At 64.6% G+C, this 17,071-nt stretch carries 9 protein-coding genes; all 9 read left to right on the top strand.

Annotated elements, in window-relative coordinates; translation table 11 throughout:
* Positions 1 to 1,831: LuxR C-terminal-related transcriptional regulator (locus A5625_RS09510; RefSeq protein ID WP_066992041.1), on the top strand; the 1,831-nt coding region annotated here is incomplete at its 5' end.
* Positions 1,832 to 1,922: 91 nt separating this feature from the next.
* On the top strand, positions 1,923 to 4,733 hold the full coding sequence (locus tag A5625_RS09505) for an AAA family ATPase (RefSeq protein WP_066992036.1): 2,811 nt from the start codon (positions 1,923 to 1,925) through the stop codon (positions 4,731 to 4,733).
* A 732-nt stretch (positions 4,734 to 5,465) separates the two neighbouring features.
* Positions 5,466 to 6,401, top strand: a complete 936-nt coding sequence (locus tag A5625_RS09500) for an alpha/beta fold hydrolase (protein WP_255397972.1) — start codon at positions 5,466 to 5,468, stop codon at positions 6,399 to 6,401.
* 1,080 nt (positions 6,402 to 7,481) lie between these two features.
* A complete protein-coding gene (locus A5625_RS09490; RefSeq protein ID WP_066992030.1) occupies positions 7,482 to 9,752 on the top strand; it encodes a LuxR C-terminal-related transcriptional regulator in 2,271 nt (756 codons plus the stop codon).
* A 210-nt stretch (positions 9,753 to 9,962) separates the two neighbouring features.
* Positions 9,963 to 11,339: a cytochrome ubiquinol oxidase subunit I gene (locus A5625_RS09485; protein WP_232003565.1), complete on the top strand. Its 1,377-nt coding sequence runs from the start codon at positions 9,963 to 9,965 to the stop codon at positions 11,337 to 11,339.
* A complete protein-coding gene (gene cydB / locus A5625_RS09480; RefSeq protein ID WP_066992027.1) occupies positions 11,339 to 12,601 on the top strand; it encodes a cytochrome d ubiquinol oxidase subunit II in 1,263 nt (420 codons plus the stop codon). The genes A5625_RS09485 and cydB overlap by 1 nt, the downstream gene beginning before the upstream one ends.
* Entirely contained in the window at positions 12,591 to 14,267 is a 1,677-nt protein-coding gene (locus A5625_RS09475; protein ID WP_066992024.1) for an ABC transporter ATP-binding protein/permease, read from the top strand. Before cydB ends, A5625_RS09475 begins: the two co-directional genes overlap by 11 nt.
* A gap of 65 nt (positions 14,268 to 14,332) precedes the next feature.
* A complete protein-coding gene (locus tag A5625_RS09470) occupies positions 14,333 to 15,829 on the top strand; it encodes an ATP-binding cassette domain-containing protein (protein ID WP_197516034.1) in 1,497 nt (498 codons plus the stop codon).
* A 275-nt stretch (positions 15,830 to 16,104) separates the two neighbouring features.
* Positions 16,105 to 16,620 (top strand): YkgB family protein, encoded by a 516-nt coding sequence (locus tag A5625_RS09465; RefSeq protein WP_066992019.1) that lies wholly within the window; start codon positions 16,105 to 16,107, stop codon positions 16,618 to 16,620.
* Positions 16,621 to 17,071 lie beyond the last annotated feature (451 nt).

Here is a 17,071-nt window from a genome sequence, read left to right as displayed (position 1 = left end):
CGAAGACGGTGACCGGCTGAGGTTTCGGCATGACTTGCTGCGCGAGGCCACCCGGCAGTCGTTGCCGCAGTCGTTGCGGCGGGCGATGGAGCGCCAATCGGCGTCGGTCATGCTGGGGATGGGCGCGGCCCCGGCCGAGGTGGCCACTCAACTGGCGCGCAGCGCCGAGCCCGGGGACCGGGAGGCGATCGACGCACTGCGCCAAGCCGCACAATCGGTTGGCCGCGGCGATGCGAGCGCGGCCGCGGACTTAAGCCAGCGCGCGCTAGAGCTGTTGCCCGCCAACGACGCTGAGCACGGATCCCTGGTTGCGGAAACAGTGGGGTGGCTCAACCGGGCCAGCCGCTATCGCGAGGCCGAAGAATTGGCCGTTGCGGCGCTCGCGGAGGCCGCGTCGCCGGAGGTCGAAGCGGAGATCCGTCTCCGGCTCCCGACGATCAATATGCACAGTGCTCAGCGGCGGGTGGAGGAGAATCGCCGAGCGCTGCAGTTGGGCGGCATCAGCGAAGTCACCCGAGCGCGGCATTTGGCCCTGTTGGCGTACAACCTGCTGTTCGACCAACGCGGGCAATATCGCGGGGCTGCCGACGAGGCCGCCGCGGCCGCAACAGCGACGGGTGATCTCGAGTCGAAGATCGTGGCCGATGTCACGCTCGCTTGCGTCGACTGTGGGGACGGGTATGCGGGCCGCGCCCTACGCCGCCTGGAGAAGGCTTGCGCGCTTGCCCGCACGAGTGATCCGACGCCAGCCCACGACTTGCTCGCAGCGCACCACGCGAACCTGCTGGCTGTAATCGGCCGGTTGGACGACGCTGCAGCGCAGATCGCCGGTGGAACAGAGCAAGCCCGTCGAGAACACAACGCGATGGCACTTGATATCTGGGCCGACATTGACGCGTGGGTCCATCTCGCCGCAGGCCGGTTATCCGCGGCTCGCGCCGAGGTTGAGTCCCTGCCACGCCCACAGCGGACAGCAGCGACCGACCTGGACATGATCCGCATGGCGGTTCTTGCCGAAGTGGCGGTGCACACCGATGACCGAAACTTGCTGCAACAGACGGTCAATGACGCTCGTAACGCCTACCCCACTGGCGCATCTACGGTACGTCGGGCAGCGGCGCACACGCTCGCGCTGGCGGCGTGGCAGCGCGGCGACGTCCATGAGGCGGTGCGCTGGCTCGGCGGCGATATTTCGCTACTCGGGACACCACTCACGCCTGAGGTCTCAGATCTGGTGATCTTGGGTGCGCGGGTGGCCTCGACCGCCGGTGATGCCGGCTTGCGCGCACGTGTCCTGCAGGCCACCGAGGCACTGGAGCGGGAACAGCCACCGGTACCGCTGTTCTCGGGGATCGCCGGATATGCCCGCGGGATCCTTGAGCGTGACATCCAAGCATTGGTGGCTGCCGCGGAGTTGCTTCATTCGTCGTCGCGGCCGCTTCTTTACGCAGGCGCTGCCGAGGACGCCGGCGGTGAGCTGAGTCGCGCACAGCGCAACGCTGAAGCGCTCGACCAACTGAACGCGGCATTCGACACCTACATCGAGTGCGAAGCGACTGCCGATGCCCGCCGGGTCGGCCGCGCGCTGCGCCGATTAGGCGTGGAACGGCGCATCGTCACTCACCCTCGGCCAAGAAGCGGTTGGGACAGCCTCACCGACGCCGAACTCAAGGTCATCAACCTCATCGCCGAAGGCGCCACCAACCGCTCCGTCGCCACGCAGCTGCACCTCTCCCCCCACACCGTGAAGACCCACATCCACAACGCATTCGCCAAGCTCGGCATCACCTCTCGCGCCCAATTGGCGCAGCTGATGCGCGGCACTGATTGATCGCAGCAAATCTCGTGGAGGACGTGCGCGGCCTACAATGACGTGCACTGCCATGGCAGCACGGTAAATAAACCGTAGATAGGGATACCCGATGGGGCCTCCAACCGGCCTTTTTGACGCCGGCGGCCAACGCTTGGTCACTCCGCCGATTCGAGGGCGGGCGGACGAGCTGAAACTGATCGGCTCACTGGTTACCGCGGTGGCCCAGGGGCGCGGAGGCGTGCTGGTCATCGAAGGGCCGCCCGGTATTGGGAAGAGTCGGTTGCTGACCGAGGTGTTAGTGCTGGCCGATCAATGTGGGGTACGCACCTTGTTCGGGGAGGCGTTCGAGTACCAGCAGACGGTGCCGTTCTTCTCGCTGTTCATGGCGACACTCAACGCTGATCCCCCGGTGGGAGACGCCGAGGCGTTGCGCCAACTAGGCGGCTCGGCGGACCTGCGCTACTGGGTTGTGCACGATCTGGCCGACGCGATTCATGCCGCAGCCGCACAGACCCCGCTGGCAATTTTGCTGGAGGACATTCACTGGGCCGACAACGGCACGCTGTTGGCACTCCGGTCGCTGGCCACCGCGCGGCCAGATGCGGCGGTGTTATGGATATTGACCGCCCGCACCGGAGCCGGCGGACCCGCAGTACAGGAAACCTTGTCGGTGCTGCAGCGCGCGAACGCCACATTCTTGCGATTGGCGGCCATCACGCCGAATGCGGTCGCCGACATGGTGAGTGACGCGGTCCGGGCGAAGGCCGATGCGTCGCTGCTGAATTTGGCCGCCAAGGCGCACGGAAATCCGTTCTTGGTCAGCGAGCTGGTGGGGGGGCTGGGCGAGGAGGGCCGGCTGAACGTTAGCGGCGGCCGCGCGATGGTCACCGGAGACGGGCTGCCGCGGCGGCTGGGCGCCGGTATGCAGCAGCGGCTGGATCTGCTCTCCAATGAGACATCAGAGGTGGTGCGGATCGCCGCGGTGCTGCCCGACCGGTTTTCAGCGGAGCTGTTGGCCGCGATGCTGGAACGGTCGCCGGCGTCGTTGCTGTCGGCCCTGGAGGAGGCGGTGCGCGCGGATCTTTTAGTCGAAGACGGTGAACGGCTGAGGTTCCGGCACGACTTGCTGCGCGAGGCGACCCGGCAGTCGTTGCCACAGTCGTTGCGGCGGGCGATGGAGCGCCAGTCGGCGTCGGTCATGCTGGGGATGGGCGCGGCGCCGGCCGAAGTGGCCACCCAGCTGGCACGCAGCGCCGAGCCGGGAGACCGAGAGGCGATCGACGCACTGCGCCAAGCCGCACAATCGGTTGGCCGCGGCGATGCGAGCGCGGCTGCGGACTTGAGCAAGCGCGCGCTGGAGTTGTTGCCCGCCAACGACGCCGAGCGCGGATCCCTGGTCGGGGAAACGGTGGGGTGGCTCAACCGGGCCAGTCGTTATGGCGAGGCCCAAGAACTAGCCGACGCGGCGCTCACGGAGGCGGCGTCGCCGGAGGTAGAGGCGGAGATCCGGCTCCGGCTCCCGGTGCACACGAAGCACACTGACCAGCGGCGGGTGGAGGAGAATCGGCGGGCGCTCAAGTTGAGCGGCATCAGCGACGTCACTAGGGCACGACATCTGGCTTGGCTGGCGTACAACCTGGTATTCGACGAAGGCGGGAAACGGCGCGCGGCGGCCGATGAGGCTGCCGCGGCCGCGGTGGCTACTGGCGATCTCGAGGCCAAGATCATGGCCAACGTCACCCTCGCCCTGCTCGATGCTGGTGAGGGGTACGCGTCCCGCGCACTCCGCCGTTTCGAAGAGCTCAGCCCACTTGCTCACACAAATGAAACAGCGTTAGCGCATGCCTATGCCGGAATGTATGAGGCAAATCTGCTGGCAGTGGTCGGCCGGTTGGACGACGCGACGGCCCGGGTCGCCGGCGGCATAGAGCAGGCCCGCCGGGAAGGCAACGCGATGGCCCTCGCCATGTGGGCCGTCTTCAGCGGGCTTGTCCACCTCGCTGCCGGCCGGCTGTCGGCCGCTCGCGATGCGACGGAGTCCCTTCCGCCCCCACAGCCGACGGGGGCGACCGAGCATGACGTACTTCGCACGGTGATTCTCGCCGAGGTGGCTGCGCACACCGATGACCGAAACTTGCTGCAACAGATGGTCAATGATGCGCGCGATGCCCACTCCACTGGCTCCGCCGGCATACGTCGAGGGTCGGCGTATGTGCTCGCGCGGGCGGCGTGGCAGCGTGACGACGTTCATGACGCGATGCGCTGGCTCGGCGACGTCATCCTGCTGGCGACACCGTTTTTCCCGCATGCATTGGTCCGGCTGATCTTGGGCGCGCGGGTGGCCTCGGCCGCTGGTGATGCCGGCTTGCGCGCCCGGGTCTTGCAGGCCACCGAGGTGCTTGAGCGTGAGCGGCCTACAGTGCCGCTGTTGGCGGTGGTGGCCCTGTATGCCCGCGCGATCCTCGAACACGATGCCCAGGCGCTGGTGGCTGTTGCGGAGTCGCTGCGTGCCTCGCCGCGGCCGCTTCTTTATGCAAGCGCTGCCGAGGACGCCGGCGCCGAGCTGGCTCGCGCACAGCGCACCGCTGAGGCGATCGACCAACTGAACGCGGCATTCGACACCTACATCGAGTGCGGGGCGACCGCCGATGCCCGCCGGGTGGGCCGCGCGCTGCGCGGGTTGGGCGTGGAACGGCGCATCGTCACCCACCCGCGGGCAAGAACCGGCTGGGACAGCCTCACCGACTCCGAACTCAAAGTCATCAACCTGATCGCTGAAGGCGCGACCAACCGTTCCGTCGCGCAGCAACTGCGCCTCTCCCCCCACACTGTGAAGACCCACGTACGCAATGCGTTTGCCAAACTGGGCATTACCTCCCGCGCCCAATTGGCACAGCTGATGCGCGGCTCTGATGACTGATACGTCAAATACGACGCCGCCTAATACTTCATCCATCCGGCCCTAAACATCAACCCTCGGGCGATGGTTTTGCGCAGCCCGCGCGACGACCGTAGTAGTCGGCAACCAATCACGTTCTCACCCAAAGCGACCGCCCAGCCAGGCCACACATCGCGTCGGTGAACACACAGAGGGAAAGAGCGAACAATGTTGAATGCGGCGCTTGGAATGCTGGCCATGGTGCCAGTGGCGTTCGGTGTCGCTGGGTACACGATGGTGTCCCGATGACCGCCGATCACTCAGGCTCGCTCGCCGAATCAGCAAGGACTATCGATACCGTCACGAAGACGCGACGACGGGCGGGCAATGGCGATCTTGCAACCATAATCGAGCGATTGCGTGCCGCACGGGCGCAAAAACGCTGTGAGAGCAGGGAATTCAGAATATGGCTCCAGATAACCGCCAACCCACTTTGGTAGAAAGCGTGCAGCTCGGCCGTTCCTCGCATCAAGCGAGGGCCAAGCTAGGCCACGCACCGCGCCGGTGAGCACACAAAGGGAAAGAGCGAACGATGTTGAACGCGGCGCTTGCAATGGTGTGCCGATGACCGCCGGTCACGTAAGTTCACTCGCCGAAACAGCAAGCAGAACTCTACATCTCGATACATGCTCTGCTAACGCGACGATGACACCACCGACGCGACGCAGCCGTCCGCGAACGCACGGCACACGCCGATCGCTATCTTGCGATCGCATAGTTACCACGAGCGATGGCGTCCCGCTGTTCGTCCGTGACTGGGGGTCTCACGCGGCGGGTCACACCGTCGTACTGCTTCACGGCTTTTGCTTGAACAAAGAGTCCTGGAACATCCAGCTTACGCAGTTGATCCGTCGCTGGGGCAACAACATCCGGATCATCGGTTACGACCACCGCGGTCACGGCGACTCCGGCGATGCGTCCATGCACACGTACCGGATCGACCGACTCGCTGATGACCTCGCCGAATTGCTGGTTGCGCTTGATGTTACGGGCCCGCTCACCCTGGCAGGCCACTCGATGGGCGGCATGACGGCCTTGGCCTATCTTCGCCGGCCGGCCAGCAAGCGTCCCGTTGAGCCGGAGAGCCTTGTTCTCGTCGCGACCGCCGCGGGAAATGTTGGCTCGCACGGCCTCGGCCGGCTGCTGAGCACACCCGCGACAAGCATGCTCTACCACCTCGTACAACGCTTGCCTCGCGCAGGTACCGATGAGGTAGTTCAATTCCTCTCCCGGCCGGTGTGCGCGGCACTGACCAGATATGGCGGATACGGTGAAACCGCCCCGAGTTCGGGGGTAGCTATAACCGCGGCCGCCGTCAACAGCACCCCGTCGACGACGAAAGTCGGCTTCCTGCGCGGTTTAAAAGAGTACGACTGCTCTCAGAGCCTGAGCTCTATCACGGCAAAGACAATCATCATCAGCGGAGGGGCGGACAAGCTCACGCCGATGTGTCACGCTCACCAGCTGGCCGACGGTATCCCAGGAGCGACGCTCATCCACCGGCCCGCCGCAGGACACACGCTTTTGCATGAAATCCCTGATGTGGTCACCGAAGCCATCAGCTCCGTCATCTCCGTCGGCAGCTCGGTTATGCAGCCGGCGGGACTGGTAACGCCGTCACCCGTCGCAGTTGACGAGCAAGTGTCATGAGCCGATTAAGCAGAGCCGCCACATTACTCGCAGTCTTCGCAGGCGACTACGCGATCCTGATGTTGATCAATGGCCAGACAACCGATTTCGACGTTTCTGCGGTTGTCTGTGCAATTGCCTTACTCGGGGCCGCTCTTTTCGATTGTGTCTCAAAGCTATGCCGCAAGACGCTCGTGGATAAGCGCGAGGCTGCGACCACAGTCGAGCGAGCTATCGCTGCGTCGAGGCCGAGCGTCGTCGGCTGACTGAACGTTCGGCGGGCTGGGGCTGCGGTAATCGCGTCTCAGCTCGCCGAACACCAGGCAAGACTCATGATGACGACCCTGCCGCCCCCCGATCTGAGCTGCGCCGTTGCTGTTCTTCTCGAATGAGAATCCTTGGCCGGCAATGGCTCTGATCACGTCACTTGCAGCTGCCCGTGCGCCGCTCGGATTGACCAGTCATTAGATACCAAGGGCACTAGGTATACACCGCTCTGGACCTAAAGATCACCCGCTGGGCGATGGTGGCGGCGGTGCCGCGCTGCCAACGTTGTCATTGAGCTCTTGGATCGCCGCGAACGCCACGCAAAGCGTGGAACCGCCGCCAGGGCCCGCAGAGGAACTGAGAAAACCATGATGAACACGGTGTTGGGAATGCTGATGATGATGCCGGTGGTGTTCGGGGTCAGTGGATACGTGTTGGTGAACCGACGACCCTGAGCCGCGATGACGACACGGTCGCCTCAGGCTGAGACGCTCACCATCCCACCTGCCGCAGTGTCATGAGTTGCAGGAGTTATCGCATGAAGAGAGAGGAAATGCCGTGAGCGGGCACAGTGTGAGCACGGCTCACGAGAAAATCCTCGCGCCGTTGGCGGGACGTGGGTCCGCGGGCCCAAACGGGCACCGAGAAGCCGCGGTGGAGATAATCACCGCGGACGGATCTGATTCAATAGGGTCACTTCTGACGGGCAAAACGAGCCCGCCCGACCTTGTAGAGAACAACTGGGATGCCAAGACGCCAATGCCTGCCCGGGGGGCGTCAACGCCGAGTGTTCCCGCGCGACTGCTGGGTTCAACCGATTCGCGCAATTCGGCCATGACCGGCTCAGCTGGACGCGGCGACAGCGGCCTCGGAGAAGCCGCTGCGCGAGCCGTTCTGCTCGGCACCAAGCTGCACGTCCCGGCCATCGCAGCGCAACTCGTTCACCGGGGCGCCCTGCTCGACACATTATCGGCGGGGCGGCGCTGCAAGCTGACCCTGCTGAGTGCGCCCGCGGGCTGGGGCAAGACGACAGTCCTGGCGCAGTGGGCGCTGGGTGCGAGTGAGGACCAGAGGTTCGGCTGGCTGTCGCTGGATTCGTCGGACAACGACCCGGTGTGGTTTTGGATGTACGTCATCGCCGCGCTGCAGAAGATCAGGCCCGGGGTGGGGGTTCGCGCGGTCGAACTCCTGGCGATGGGCACCGACCCGGTGCAAGTCGTACTGCCCACCCTGCTCAATGATCTCGACACGATCGCCAGCCCAATGGTGCTCATTCTCGATGACTACCACCAGGTGGTAAGCCGCGCGGTCCATGAACAGCTGGCATTCTTCATCAGCCGGATTCCGGCGAATCTTCACTTGGTGTTGTCCACCCGATCGGATCCGGTGTTGCCGTTGGCTCGGCTGAGGGCCAGCGGAGAGCTTGCTGAGATGCGAACCAACGATTTACGTTTCGGGGCTGTTGAGGCGGACCATCTGCTAAACGGCGTCCTCGGACTGGACTTGGCCCAAGAAGATATTCAACTGCTGCACAGACGCACCGAAGGTTGGGCTGCCGGCCTCTACCTGGCCGCGCTCTCGCTTGCCGGGCGTACTGATGCCCCGGCGTTCATCAGAACCTTCGCAGGTGACAACCGTCATATCGTCGACTACTTGATGGCCGAGGTCCTCGACGGACAGCCACCGGAACTGCGCAGCTTTTTGTTGCGTACCTCTGTCTTGGGACGACTCAGCGGTCCGCTGTGCGACGCGGTGCTGCAAACGTCAGGTTCGGCCTCGGTCCTGAAGCAGATCGAGCGCGAAAACTTGTTTGTGGTGCCGCTGGACATGTCACGTCACTGGTACCGCTATCACCAGCTGTTCGGAGAGTTGCTGCGCACCGAGCTGCGTCGCAGCGAGCCGGATCTGGTCGCCGAGCTACACCGACGAGCCGCGACCTGGTTTGAGGGCGAGGGCCTCATCGATGAGGCGGTGCGTCACCTGATTGCCGGCGGCGACATCGCGCGCAGCGCTGATCTGATCGCCGCAGACTGGGTTGACGAGTTCAACGGGGGCGGCCTGTCGACCGTCTCCGGCTCGCTTGATCTGCTCCCCGAGGAGGCCGTTCTACACGACGCGCGGCTGAGCGTGGCTCGCGCGTGGATCGCGCTAAGCCGTGGTCAACTCGATGAGGCCGCCGAGTGGATCGAGGCAGTCGACACCCGATCCGCGGCCGCAGACGATGGCGCCGTCAGCGCTCAAGTCGTCGTATTGCGCGCGGTTCACTCGTTCAAGACGGGTGACGTCGCTGCGGCACTTCAGACGGCTCAGCGGGCGATCACCCTCGATCTCAGCGAAGCGCCGCTGGGCCAATCAATCGCCTACTGCATCTATGGATCCGCGCTGTACTTTTCGGGCAACACCGACGAGGCGCAAGCCGCCTTCCGACGGGCCGTGGAGCTGGCCGAGAAGGTGGGCGATCGTCGTGCCCGCATCTACGCGTTGGGCCACCTGGCGCTGATTTCGGCTGAAGACGGCCGGCTCGCGGACGCCGAAAGTCAGGTTCGCCGGGCTTCCGGCAGCTCCCGGGACTTGGCGGATGCCGAACACCTCGTGGACGTGATGGTGTCGCTTGCCACGGCCGAAGTCCTCGCCATGCGCGGTGACCTGGCTGGAGCGGCGGCCGCCGCAGACATGGCCGTCATATCGGCCCGCCAAGGCGGAGCAATCCTCGAGGTGGCCAAGACACTGTCGGTCAGAGCCGAGATCCTCGACAATCTCGGCGACCACCAGACCGCGAAGGCCAACCTCGACGAGGCCGGCACCCTGGTGCGCGGTAGTGCGGACGCTGGCATCGTCTCGACGCTGCTCGCTTCGGCCGAGCGAAGCTCGGGCGTCGCGGTGACTTCGCGCAACGAGGCCTGCATTGTCGGTGAGGAGTTGACCCCAAAGGAGCTTGAGGTTCTTCGCCTGCTCGCCACCCGGCTGTCGCGACGTGAGATCGGTGCGCGGCTATACGTCTCGCTCAACACCGTGAAGACCCACCAGCGTGCCGTGTACCGCAAGCTCGGCGTTGAGCACCGCAACGCGGCGGTCAGCCGGGCGCGAGAACTCGGCCTGTTGTAATTCGCCTGCCTGACCTTGCCGGACTGTGCCGATCTTGAATTATCCGGGGTGAAATCGCGTTACTCACCTGGGTGAATCCGTGGTAGGGGTGATGACAGTTCACCCCTCCCGGCTCCATCTTTGTGATTTTGCGTCGCCGCGATCTGATCGCCGGCCTCGTTTACGAGATGTGTTTGCCCAGTGCCGAAATCGATCAAGGTGGTGGAGATAGTGTCGCCAACCCTGCTAGATGTGTCCCGCTGGCAGTTCATCATCACGATCGTCTTCCACATGACATTCCCCGCCATCACTGTCGGCTTGTCGGTGTTCTTGGCGGTCGTTTATGGTCTACACCTTCGCACCGGTCAGGCCATCTATCTGCAGATCTTTCGGTTCTGGAAGCGGATATTCGCAGTCGGGTTTGGGCTGGGGGTGGTCAGCGGAACTGTGATCACCTTCGAATTGGGTTTGAACTGGGGGCGTTTCGCCAGCGCCACCGGGCCCATCTTGGGGCCGATCATCGGCATGGAGGTGGTCAGCGCGTTCTTCGTCGAAGCCGCTTTCATCGGCGTGATGCTTTATGGCGACGGGCGAGTCAAGCCGCGGACGATGTTGGTGTCGTGCTGCATGGTTGCACTGGGCACGGTGTTGTCGACCCTTTGGATCCTTTCCGCCAATTCCTGGATGCAGACCCCGGCCGGTTATCGCATGGACCACGGTCGGTTTGTGCCCGACAACTGGTGGTCGATCATCTTCAACCCGTCGTTCTCATTCCGCTTCCCGCACATGCTGTTAGCCGTGATCATCTCGGCCGCCCTATTTGTTGGCGGGATCGCGGCCTATTACCTCATCCGCAGGCGACACGACCAGTTCGCTCGGCGCACATTTTCCATCGCGCTGGGAGTCCTCGCGCTGCTCATCCCTGTCCAGATCTTCTACGGCGACAAAGTTAGCTTCATGGATGAAGACCACCAGTTGCCGAAGTTCGCTGCGTTCGAGGGCAACTGGGACTCGACCAACACCGGCTACAACCTCGTCGTGATTCCTGACCAGCCACATCAGCGCAACCGGGTGCAGATCAGCGTTCCCAAGTTGGGCAGCCTGATCAGCGGCGACCTGTCTGGCCACACACCGTTGCCCGGCCAACACCAGATTCCCCGGGATCGACAGCCCAATAGCTGGTCGGTGTTCTGGGGATTCCGGGTGATGTTCTACGCCGCCACGGTCATGCTGTTCGCCGCGGTCACCAGCGTCGTACTGCGACTGCGAGGCCGGCTGTTCATCGCGCGCTGGTTTCACCGGGCGATGCTGTGGCTGACACCGCTGGGTGTCGTTGCGATCATCGGTGGGTGGGTGACGGCCGAAACGGGACGCCAGCCCTACCTCGTGTACGGGATGCTGCGCACCGATCAGGGCGTCTCCCTTATCGCATCACCCGCGGTCCTCGCCTCGTTCTTCACTTTCCTGGCCCTGTATCTGGCGCTGTTCGGAACCTGGATCACCTATGTGGTGCGAACCGTGCGGCGGGGACCTGACCCGCGCGATCTGGAAATCGGGCCACCGGATTCAGCGTCCATCGCCGACGATATTGCCGTCGGGGAGGCGTGATGGCCGCGACGATTTGGTTTTGCTTGGTGGTAGTGATCTGCCTGGGCATGTATGTGGTGCTGGATGGATATGACCTCGGCATCGGGATGCTGACCCTCATCGAACGAGACGTCAAGGCCCGCCGTCAGCTGATCGAGGTGGTCGCGACCGCATGGGATGGCAACGAGACATGGCTGATCCTGCTCGCCGTAACGCTTTTCGGAGGCCTACCGACCGCCTATGGCGCCGCACTGCCCGCGCTGTATGTACCGATCGTCGTGATGCTGCTGGCGCTGGTGTTCCGCGGCGCGGCAATCGAGAGGGTGTCCAACACCGTCGGCGTACCCCGAGGGTGGGGCTGGGCGTTCGGCGTGGGATCGCTGGTTGCGGCGTTCGCACAAGGCGTCACAATCGGCGGCGCACTTAGCGGGATCACCGTCGAAAATGGTCAATTCTCCGGCGGCACTTTCGATTTCATGACGAGCTACGCCTTACTGACGGGTGCCACCACGGTGGTAATGTACTGCGCCGCCGGCGCGGCGTACGTCCAGCTGAAGACCACAGGGAATTTGCGAGCACGGGCCGCGTCGTTGGGCCGTCCGCTTACCCTGGCCACCGGCGTTCTCACGCTCGCTTGCGCGACGCTGTTGGTGCCATTGACACCTGTGCGCATCGGCGCGGCGGGTACGGCGGCGAACGTGCTCGCCGTTATCGCCGCGGTCGCGGCGCTGGCAGGTCTCGCCGCGTCGCTGTGGGCGTTCGGCCGTCGCCATGACGAGCGTCCGATGATCGGGATCGTCGCAGCGGAAGCATTCGGCCTGGTGGCACTGGCATTGCTGTATTACCCGACTGCTCTGCCGCCGGACCTCACCCTGGATCAAGCCAAGGCGCCAGCAGGCACACTGAACTTCCTGATGATCGCGTCGATCCTCAGTCTTCCAGTCTTGATGTATTTCAGCTGGTACACGCATCGGGTCTTCCGAGGGAAGTACCGCGAACCGTCGGCCACTGCGGCATTGGCCGGATCGGGCCGCATCGCCCCGGCGGCGGCCCACAGCCCGGCTCAATCGCGACAGCATCCCAGGCAGAGGCCGAGAACGCTGCGCTGGGCCGCAAACCTGATGTGGATCGTTGTCGGGGCGCTGACCGCCGCGGTCAGCGTCGGGGTCTTTGCCAAAACCCCAACCGGCGAAGTAATAACCCTCGTCGCGCTGGTGTTGATCGTCATTGGCGGAGCCGCGGTGTGGTTGCGCGACGAGTTGCGGCACGCCGATGCCGAATAACGACGCCAGAGCCGAAATCCGCCAGGCCCAACACATTCGGCTGCGCCGACTGGGTGCGCCGGGCCACACCGACTTTCACCGGGCCACCCTCGCCAAGGCCGTGACGTCGGCACTCTTGGTGTCACAATGGGCAGCCTTTGTCGCCGTCGTCACTGTGGCATACCGTGGCGGCGGGCGCGGCGGGGTATGGGCTGGTGCGTCGATTTTTTTCGGCGTCGCGATCGCCCGGGTCGCATGCGATACCTGGGCGCGCCGTCACGCCGACACCGGTGGTGCGGCCGTCACCGCCATGGTGGCCGGCGCAGTTCTCGACCGAGATCTTGGCGCCAGCGTGTCGAACCCTACGGCGCCGGCGCACCGCGCGATCGAGTTGGCCAGGCAGATCGGTGAGCACCACGCCCATTTCACGCCGGCACGTCGCGCCGCGCCATTGTGCTGCGCGGTGATCCTGATCGCCACTGCGGTCGCGCATTGGCCGGTGGCGGTGCTGCTGGCAGCCGCAACGCCGATCATCCCGGTCAACGTGCGGATGGTCGGGCTGGCCACCCACGACGCGGCGGCACGCCAACTGGCCGCCACCAGAGTCTTGTCCGCGCGCCTATCGGACCGTTTTCGTGGTCTGCCCACGCTGAGCACGCTCGGCGCCATACCCGCAGAGCAAAAGTCGCTTACCAAAGCCGGCCGCGACCTCAACAAGGCGACAATGACTGTGCTGCGCCGCGCACTCGTGGCCGGTGCGGTGCTGGACCTGGTGATCACCCTCGGCGTCGCGATCACGGCGATCTATTGCGGCTTCACTCTGCTCGGCTATGTCCACATTCCCGGCTCCGGCGCTTTGACTTTCGGGCGGGCCCTGTTTGTATTGATGCTCGCGCCAGCCTATTTCGCCCCGCTACGGGATCTCGGCTCCGCCTACCATGCGCGCGAACAAGCGATCGCCGCAGTCACAGCACTGGGTGAATTAGGCGCACCAAAGATGTCCACGAGAGCGAACGTGATTCGTCACGCGCCATGCGTGACATTGGCTGGGACCTGTGTGCGATATGGGGTTGCACCTGTTTTGGATTCCGTGGAGGCGATCATCCCGGCGGGGACCATCGTGGTGGTGCGGGGCCGGTCCGGTGCGGGTAAATCGACTCTGCTCGCGGTGGTTGCCGGGCTCATCCAACCCGCATCCGGACTGGTGCAAATCGACGGCCGGCGTCCGCAGCCGGGAGCGGCGAGCTGGATTGGGCAGCAAACCGTGATCCTGCCCGGGACGCTGGCCGACAATCTGCGGCTCGGCAACCCCGATACCTCCCCCGAAGCGCTGCGGCATGCTGCCGAGCGGGCCGGGCTGGGCAGGCTACTCGCCCGGCTACCAACCGGATTGGATGCCCCAATTGGTGAACGCGGCTGGGGGGTGTCGACCGGCGAGGCGCAGCGGGTGGCCATCGCGCGCGCCTTGCTGCGCGACGCGGGCCTGTGGCTGCTGGACGAACCGACCGCGCACTTGGACGCCGAAAGTGAAGCGGCACTGGTCGACACGCTGGCCGAGGCGGCCCGCGGTCGCACGGTATTGATCGCCACTCATTCACCTACAGTCGCCGCGATCGCCGATCAGCAATGGGAGATCATCGATGCGAATCTGCTGCTGACCGAAGCGCGTCAACCGGTGCGGCCGTGACAACGCTGCGGGGCTATCTGCGCCTGCTTGGCGGTAAAACCGTCGCTCGCGTCGCGGCCGCGGCGATGCTGTCGCTGCTCGCCGCCGGCTCGACAGTGGGCTTGCTCGCGCTGTCGGGCGGATTGATTGCCAGCTGCGCGATCGCCGGTTCGGCCACTGCGTTCTCGGTCTATGCACCCAGCGGCGGTGTGCGAACATTTGCGCTTACCCGGATCCTGTCCCGGTACGGGGAACGGCTCAGCGCTCACGCGATCAGTCTGGAGTGGCTGATTCGGCTGCGCCGCAAACTGTTCGTCGATCTCGCGGCGCTCCCTGTCGCCGCGCAGCGGCGGTTCGCGTCCGGCGAGCTACTTGACCGCGCGATGGCCGACGGCGACGCGGTGGTCGAATCATTGCCCGGCGCCGTCCTGCCGCTTGCCGCGACCGCGGTGACGGTGGCCGTGAGCACGACCGTCCTTGCGACGATCAATCTGTTCGCTGCGACTCTCCTCGTCGCGGGAACCGCGGTGATCGTCGCCACGGAAACACACGCCAGTCGGCGGCAACGCCGCCTCGCGGCCGATGTTGCCCGGAGCCGCGGCGCGGCTCGAGCACAGCTGATGGCAGCAACGGCAGCGGCCAACGAACTCGTTTCACTCGGCGCCATTGCCGAAGTGCGCAGCACGGTGGCAGGCTGGATCGCGTCCGCGGCCGTAAAGCGCACCGCCGCTGATCGTTTCGACCGGCGCATCGCGGCAGCCATCTCGGTGTCCGAGGCGGTGACGACACTCGGCGTCGCGGCTGCCGTCCTCACGGCACCAGGAATTTCGCTGCCGAGGGCCACGCTTCTTCTGTTAATGACCATCGCCACCGTGGATCTATTCGCAGACGCGCACCGTCAGCTGCGACAGCTGACCGGATCGGCCACTGCAGCAACCAGACTCGCTCAGGCTGCACCAGCGAAGGCGGAGCATCGATCGCCATCTTCTGACGCCGTGACGGCGGGGGTTCGCGTCGAGATGCCGTCCACCGGCATATCGGCGCAACCGGGAGAGACCGTTATCGTGCAAGGTCGTTCCGGATCAGGCAAAAGCACTCTGCTTCAACGTATCTCGGACCGTACGGCCGATGTCTTGCTCGACCGCCGGCCGGCGCGCGAGCTTCCTGTCCGCGCGGTGGTCCTGGTCGCAGCCGATGAGCCGCTGTTCTGCGGAACCGTCGCGGAAAACCTCAGACTCGGCCGCACCGACCTGGACGACCTCGAGATGCGCCGACTGCTGGATGACGCCGGTCTCGGCGAGCTCGCGCCCGACACCGCGGTTGGCCACGGTGGTCGCGCTATGTCCGGCGGCGAGGTGCGCCGCCTCGCGGTACTACGTGCTCTGGTGGCACGGCCCCGCCTCCTGCTCCTCGACGAACCGACCGAGGGTCTTGACACATCCACCGCACAACGAATGCTTGGCCTGATACGAGAAGAGCTGCCCCACGCCACCGTGATCGCCGCGATACACGACCGCCACCACTCGCACCTTGCAGGTGCCGCGCATCGTGTCGTCGAGATTGGGATGCACCGGACCGCGTAGATCCCGTGACCCACCGCCAGCTATAGGCCGGGTCGTCGAGCGTGTCATGGTCGAGAGGCCGCGCCGCAGATGCGCTTCCGTGTCGGCGCATCACCCGGGTGAAATGTCCGCATGGATGAGGACAACTCACCCGTTGCGCAGAGATAGTGGTCGCTGATCTGAGCCGCGACCGCAAACCGCATGGATCGCCGTCTCGACCGGCCGGCCCGCCAACAAGGCGGTGCGAGTCCGGCAGTGACCATGCGGTGCAAGGACACCCGCAGAACGGAGACAGCATGTCGCAGAACGAGGCCACCGCCATCATGACTGATGGGCCAGGAAAGTTTCGAACGACCGCCATCGCGCCTCTGGTCGCACGGTATGGTCTGGTCATAGTCCTGGCCTGGTTCGGCGCGATGAAGTTCACTTCCTATGAATCCCATGGCATTTCACATTGGGTGGCCAACAGCCCATTCATGAGTTGGATCTACCACATCATCTCCATCGACGCCTTTGGTCGATTGAACGGATCAATAGAATTGACTGTTGCAGCACTGCTGGCCGTCAAGCCGTGGTTCCCGAAGGCTTCCGTGGTGGGCGGCGTATTCGCCTCGCTGTTCTTCGTGACCACGCTGAGTTTCATGATCACCACCCCCGGCACCGGCGAGGCGTCTGCTGGTGGCTTTCCCGTTTTGTCCGCAGACGGGGAGTTCTTGATGAAGGACATTGCGCTCTTAGGCTTGGCGCTGTGGTTGCTGGCGGACGCGATTGACGCAACCCGCAGACCGGCGACGCTCGCCAAAACAGACTGACACTTCCGCTGATGAGGTTGCGTAGGTGCCGACGTCGTTTGCACCGCGGCATGGCGGCCTACCCGTCCTATGCCTGACGTCCACCGATCCGTATCACGCTATTTCCCAAGGCCACTCACCAAGCCGACGCGATCCGCACGGACCTAGCGACCCGCGGCATCACTCTCAGGGCCACTGCTGATGGCATCCGATGGTGCCGCCAGGACAGGTGAGAACTTCACCACGTCGCCTCGATCACCCGGGTGAATATGTGGTTGGGGTGATGACAGCTCACCTCGCCTGGCCGCAGCCTCAGTACGAACGGATCAGGGCGTGACTGTCGCCCCCCTGCGGGCAGCACGGGCGTCGTATGTCTTGTCGACTGGATCCAGAAGGGCAGCGGCCCAGCCGGAGCCGTCGAGGAGAACTAGAAGGGAACCTGATATGCATTTCGAGGCCAAGAAGATCGTGG

The organism is Mycobacterium sp. 1465703.0, from assembly GCF_001672975.1.
In the GTDB taxonomy this organism is placed as follows: Bacteria; Actinomycetota; Actinomycetes; order Mycobacteriales; family Mycobacteriaceae; genus Mycobacterium.
The sequence above is the reverse complement of the archived record's forward strand: the minus strand, read 5'-3'. Positions and strand labels throughout refer to the sequence as shown.

What these genes read in the sequence shown, in the direction of transcription:
- A5625_RS09505 (WP_066992036.1), top strand. Translation starts at nt 1,923, where the DNA reads ATGGGGCCTCCAACCGGCCTTTTTGACGCCGGCGGCCAACGCTTGGTC.
- A5625_RS09490 (WP_066992030.1), top strand. Translation starts at nt 7,482, where the DNA reads ATGACCGGCTCAGCTGGACGCGGCGACAGCGGCCTCGGAGAAGCCGCT.
- cydB (WP_066992027.1), top strand. Translation starts at nt 11,339, where the DNA reads ATGGCCGCGACGATTTGGTTTTGCTTGGTGGTAGTGATCTGCCTGGGC.
- A5625_RS09475 (WP_066992024.1), top strand. Translation starts at nt 12,591, where the DNA reads ATGCCGAATAACGACGCCAGAGCCGAAATCCGCCAGGCCCAACACATT.
- A5625_RS09470 (WP_197516034.1), top strand. Translation starts at nt 14,333, where the DNA reads ATGCTGTCGCTGCTCGCCGCCGGCTCGACAGTGGGCTTGCTCGCGCTG.
- A5625_RS09465 (WP_066992019.1), top strand. Translation starts at nt 16,105, where the DNA reads ATGTCGCAGAACGAGGCCACCGCCATCATGACTGATGGGCCAGGAAAG.